Genomic DNA, 5,063 nt, shown 5'->3' with positions numbered 1-5,063 from the left:
TTCTCGGAACCTTCAAGGCCGACAGGAAGGGTCCAGCAGCCGCCGAGCTGGCTTTCCAGGGCACCCATTTCGGACCTGGAAAGCTTCTGACCTTGGTCCTTGTCGCCGCCGAGCGACGCCTGCTGGGTCGAGCGCTTGGCGCCCCCGCCGGATGGTTTCTGCTTGTCGAGGAGCGCGGAGATCTCGTCGGCGTTGAATTGCTTGTCATCGGATTTCGGCTTCGACGACGCTTCCTTGACCGGCTTGTCGGCGTCCTTGCGCTCCGGCGCCTTGGCGCTTTCGGCCTGCGCCGGCTGCGGCTTCGGCCGCGCTTCCGGCGCGGGAGCGGAATCCGGCAGCTGCGTCGCCTCGGCGGGCGGCTCCTGCGCTATGGCTTCAGCGACGGCGTCGGGCTTGACCTCGGGCGTCGGATCGATGGCAGCGGTCTTGTCCTGCGGCGGCGGGGTCGGCGCCGGCTTGGCCGGTGTCGGCTTGGGATCGGCCTGCTTGACCGGCTCGGGCTTGACCTCTTCCTTGGGCGTCGGCGCCGGCGCCACTTCCGTTGCCGGGGTGGGCTTGGGCTTCTCCTGCGGCTTCGGCACGTCCTCGGGCTTCGGCTTTTCGATCGGGGTCGGCGCGGGCGGCGGAGCCGAGGTCATGTCGACGGGCTTCGGCTTGGCTTCCGGCGTTATCGGCTTGTCGGTGTCGACGCTGTTCTCGCCGACCTTCTGCGCATCCGGAACGATGTCCGGGCGCTGCGTCGGCACAGGCGCCGGCTTTTCATGCATCACGGCCTTCTTGTCGCCCTGCAACGTCTGCGCAATGGCTTCCATCGGCACGATATCGACCGCGACCGACTCGACGTCGGACGACGGAAGTGCCGCCGGCGCCGTCAGCGTGAACAGGCCGAAGGTCAGCGCCGCCGTATGCAAGATGACCGATGTGGTGAGGCCGGTCTTCATCGCGCGTCTACTGGTCCTGTTCCTGCAGTGAAACCAGGCCGATGTTCTTGTAGCCAGCGGCCGAAATACGGGCCATCACCTTCATCGCCGTACCATAGTCGGTGGACTTGTCGCCGCGGATGAAGATGCGCTCCTCATAGCCGGTCTTGGAAATTGCCTGCAGCTTGGCTACCAGCTCCTCGATCGGGATTTCGGTTTCCTGCAGATAAATCTGGCCGGCGGCGTTGATCGAGACGGTGATCGGCTGCGTGTCGGCATTCATCGCCTTAGCCTGCGTATCCGGCAGGTCGATCGGCACGCCGACCGTCAGCATTGGTGCCGCGACCATGAAGATGATCAGCAGCACCAGCATCACGTCGACCATCGGCGTGACGTTGATCTCGGACATCAGTGCATGGTGACGGCCGCGCCGCCTGTGGCCGCGCCCGCCGCGTCCTCCCATGCCCATGGACATACCCATCTGCTACTCCTCAGGCCTTGGGGGCCACTTTTTCATCGATTTGGCGCGAGAGTATGGCGGAGAACTCGTCGGAGAATCCTTCCATGCGCACGGCTATCTTGCTCGCGTCGGACGACAGCTTGTTGTAGGCGATGACGGCGGGAATGGCGGCGAGCAGGCCAATGGCCGTCGCCAGCAGCGCTTCGGCGATGCCCGGCGCAACCACCGCGAGACTGGTATTCTTGGAGCCGGCGATCGCCTGGAACGACGTCATGATGCCGATGACGGTGCCGAACAGGCCGATGAAGGGTGCCGCCGAGCCCGTGGTGGCAAGGAAGCCGAGGCGCCCTTCCAGCTTTTCCATCTCGCGGGTCAGCGCCAGGTCCATCGCCTTGTCGATGCGGGTTTGCAGGCCGAGCGGCGACTTGGCGCCCTTCTCGAAACTCTTCTTCCACTCGCGCATGGCCGCCACGAAAATGGCGCCCATGCCGGTGGTCTTGCGATCGGCGAGCGTGCGGTAAAGCTCCTCCAGCGACTGCCCCGACCAGAACACCTGCTCGAACCGGTTGAGCGCCAGCCGCATGCGGGCATAGGAAACCAGCTTGTCGACGATGATCGCCCAGGTCCAGACCGAGGCGCAGAGCAGGCCGATCATGACCAGCTTGACCACCCAGCTGGCCGAAACGAACAGCGACCAAACCGACAATTGCGCGCCCGGATCGGCGAGTGCGATATTTTCCATCGTTACGTCCTTAAGATTTTCCGGGCGAAGCTGGCGGCTGGCCCCTGGCATCCCTTGTGGTCGGTTCGCACGAAGCTACCGGAACAACCCCAAACTGTGCCGTTGTCGGCCTTTTCAGGGCAAATATTGGTGAAAGGAAGGCGTTCGATAACGCCAATCTTCACCAATCTCTTCATGAACCGTTATGGTTAAGGATGGGTTAGTATATAAGGCGCGGCGCATTGCCACGCCCGCACAGTTGTAACGCCATCATCCAAGCGCGAAGTCGGGATGGGTTGAGATTCAGGTCAGGCCGAGCCGAAAGCGGTGGTTTCCGAGAACCGGAGCGGAGGGTACCTGAAGTACCCGAGCACCGGAAGCGCAGGGAATCACCGTTTGCAGGCCGGCATCACCTGAATATCATCCCACCCGTGGCATGAATGCCGCCACCCATTCCTTGGGAAAGCGCCTTGGGCGGCCATTCTCGCCGATGATCGCCGCCTCGACCTTGGCCTCGACCAGCACCTCGTCGCCGCGCTTGAGCTGTTGCGCCATGAAGATGCGCGCGCCGGAAATCTCCTCGGTGCGGGTGTCGACGGTCAGGATGTCGTCGATCCGGGCCGGGCCGCGAAAGTCGATCTCTATGCGGCGCACCACCCAGACTATTCTTTCGCCATGCTTGCCGTCGGCAAGCTCTGTGTGGTGCACGCCGGTCAGCCTGAGATAGTCGGAGCGGCCGCGTTCGAAGAATTCGAGATAGCGCGCATGATAGACGACGCCGGAGAAATCGGTGTCGGCATAATAGACTCGCGCCATCAGCCGGTGGCCGAACGCCGTCAGCGCACCGGAAAGCCCGGCCAGCAGCGTCGCCGATTCACCATGATCGCCCATTGCGCTTCCTTTTTCAGCCCCGACGAGGCACCTGTTTCCCGCGTGACACAGCATCGGATGGCACTGTTGACGGCGATGATCAAGAGTTTGACGGCGACGCTGTTCGTGTTGGTGGCTTTGGCGCTGCCTGGCCAGACCGCGAAATTCTCGATGAAGCGCGGCCTCAATCTCGACCAGTGGGTCACCTGGCCCGGCGAGGACCAGTGGGGCGACGCCAAGGCCATCCTGCCCTATCCGGAGTGGCGGAAATTCCTTGGGGAGGACGACCTCAAGGCGTTGAAGGATGCCGGCTTCGATTTCCTGCGCATGCCGGTCGATCCATCGCCCTTTCTGTCCGACCAGACCGTGGCCTTGCGTGACGATCTCTATGCCAGCGTGCTGGACTCGGTGCGCATGATCAACCGCGCCGGACTCAAGGTGATCGTCGACATGCACCTGATCCCGGCCGGCGGCAGCCGCAAGATCGGAATGGCTGAAGTGATGGGCGACCCACGGACCTTCGACGCCTATGTCGAGATGGTCCGCAAGATGGCCCGCACGCTGGCCAGCGAAGATCCCGCCCAGGTCGCCTTCGAGCCCATGAACGAACCGATCGTCGACTGCGACAGCGATGGCACCAGCCTGTGGCCGGACCGCCAGCGCAAACTGTTCGCGGCGGCGCGATCCTCGGCGACGAAACTGACCCTGGTGCTGACCGGCGCCTGCTATTCCGCCGCGAGTTCGTTGGAAAAGATCGACCCGAAGACGATTCCGGACGACAACGTCATCTGGACCTTCCATTCCTACGATCCGTTTCTGCTCACCCATCAGGGCGCAACCTGGGCCGGAGACTTCATCCCCTATGTGACTGGCCTGCCCTATCCGTTGACCGCGGTGCCCAAGGCACAGCTCGACGTGACGCTCGACACCATCCGCGCCAGGATCAAGGCCGAGGCGCCATGGACGCGGCAAAGCGGCCTGCTTGCCTATCTTGACGAACAGGTCGCCAGCATGGACAGCCCCGACAGACTGCTCGGCTTGATGGATGCGCCGTTCGAAAAGGTCGAGGCGTGGGCGAGGGCCAACGGCGTCAAGCCTGGAAATATCACGCTGGGCGAGTTCGGCATGATCCGCCAGGAATACGGCAATTCCTATGTGATGCCCGCCGGGTATCGGGCCGCCTATGTCAGGGACATGATCGCGCGTGCCGAAGCACACGGCTTCTCATGGTCGGTGTGGAGCTATGGCGGCGCCTTCGGCATCGTCGATGCCTTCAACGGCGACAAGGCCGAGCCGGACGTGATGGACGCGATCAAATCGCTTCACTGAGGCGATCTGGATTAGCCAAGGTCGATCGACAGGATTTCCGGCCGCATCCCGAAACGCACCGGCAATATGCTGAAACCGAGCCCGCCGGAGACGATCAGATTGCGATCCTTCTCGACGACGTGGCCATAGGCGTAGCGGTTGCCGAAACGCGATGGCACGACCGGCGAATAGCCGAACAGCCGAATTTGTCCGCCATGGGTGTGGCCGGACAGGGTCAGCGAGACGCGCCACGGCACTTTCGGAAAAATATCCGGCTCGTGCGCAAGCAGGATGATGGGCGAGGTGTCGCTGACCTTGGCCAGCGTGCCGTCGAGATCGTCCAGCCCCGTGAAGCCGGCGCGGTCGCTGGTCGGCAGCAGTGCCAGCTGGTCGGCAAGCCCGGCAATCCAGACACCATGCCCATCCTTTTCCAGGCGCACGACATCGTTCTCCAGCACCGGAATGCCGACTTTCTCCAGGGCCTTGCGCGCTACGGTCGGGCCGGCCCCGGCGCGCTGCGCGAAGCCATCTGCCCACCAGTCATGGTTGCCGAGAATCGAGAGCACGCCGAGCGGTGCCTTGAGGTCCGAGAGGGCGGAGGCCCATTGCGACGGCGTCACCGGGCCGGTCACCAAGGGCATGCCGGCGATATAATCGCCGAGCAGGACGATCACGTCCGGCTGCAGGGCATTCGCGTCTTCGACAAGTGAGGCGATCCGCTCCGGCGTCATCCATGGCCGGCAGGCATGGATATCGGCAAGCGCGACGATGCGCAGCTTCAGGC

The 5,063-nt window shown here is 63.5% G+C and carries 6 protein-coding genes; 1 reads left to right on the top strand and 5 read right to left on the bottom strand.

The window, feature by feature from the left end; translation table 11 throughout:
* The 4 genes from EN991_RS22825 to ybgC form a co-directional block, all read right to left on the bottom strand.
* Positions 1-941, bottom strand: a 941-nt coding sequence (locus tag EN991_RS22825; protein ID WP_127369598.1) for a hypothetical protein, incomplete at its 3' end; no start/stop codon positions are given.
* A 7-nt stretch (positions 942-948) separates the two neighbouring features.
* Positions 949-1,401: a protein TolR gene (gene tolR, locus EN991_RS22820; protein ID WP_023811855.1), complete on the bottom strand. Its 453-nt coding sequence runs from the start codon at positions 1,399-1,401 to the stop codon at positions 949-951.
* 10 nt (positions 1,402-1,411) lie between these two features.
* On the bottom strand, positions 1,412-2,122 hold the full coding sequence (gene tolQ, locus EN991_RS22815; RefSeq protein ID WP_013529145.1) for a protein TolQ: 711 nt from the start codon (positions 2,120-2,122) through the stop codon (positions 1,412-1,414).
* A 399-nt stretch (positions 2,123-2,521) separates the two neighbouring features.
* Positions 2,522-2,992, bottom strand: a complete 471-nt coding sequence (gene ybgC / locus EN991_RS22810) for a tol-pal system-associated acyl-CoA thioesterase (RefSeq protein ID WP_127369597.1) — start codon at positions 2,990-2,992, stop codon at positions 2,522-2,524.
* Between the two features lie 57 nt (positions 2,993-3,049).
* On the opposite strand from ybgC, the gene EN991_RS22805 reads away from it, so the two are divergent.
* Positions 3,050-4,300 (top strand): cellulase family glycosylhydrolase, encoded by a 1,251-nt coding sequence (locus tag EN991_RS22805; RefSeq protein ID WP_127369596.1) that lies wholly within the window; start codon positions 3,050-3,052, stop codon positions 4,298-4,300.
* Positions 4,301-4,311: 11 nt separating this feature from the next.
* On the opposite strand, the gene EN991_RS22800 is transcribed toward EN991_RS22805, so the two are convergent.
* Positions 4,312-5,061 (bottom strand): metallophosphoesterase, encoded by a 750-nt coding sequence (locus EN991_RS22800; RefSeq protein WP_245461044.1) that lies wholly within the window; start codon positions 5,059-5,061, stop codon positions 4,312-4,314.
* Positions 5,062-5,063 lie beyond the last annotated feature (2 nt).

The sequence above is a fragment of the Mesorhizobium sp. M7A.F.Ca.US.005.03.2.1 genome, assembly GCF_003997795.1.
Taxonomy (GTDB): Bacteria; Pseudomonadota; Alphaproteobacteria; order Rhizobiales; family Rhizobiaceae; genus Mesorhizobium; species Mesorhizobium ciceri.
This window is presented reverse-complemented; position numbering and strand designations above follow the sequence as displayed.

Coding starts and splice junctions, on each gene's coding strand:
- tolR (WP_023811855.1), bottom strand. CDS start 1,401: ATGGGTATGTCCATGGGCATGGGAGGACGCGGCGGGCGCGGCCACAGG.
- tolQ (WP_013529145.1), bottom strand. CDS start 2,122: ATGGAAAATATCGCACTCGCCGATCCGGGCGCGCAATTGTCGGTTTGG.
- ybgC (WP_127369597.1), bottom strand. CDS start 2,992: ATGGGCGATCATGGTGAATCGGCGACGCTGCTGGCCGGGCTTTCCGGT.
- EN991_RS22805 (WP_127369596.1), top strand. CDS start 3,050: ATGGCACTGTTGACGGCGATGATCAAGAGTTTGACGGCGACGCTGTTC.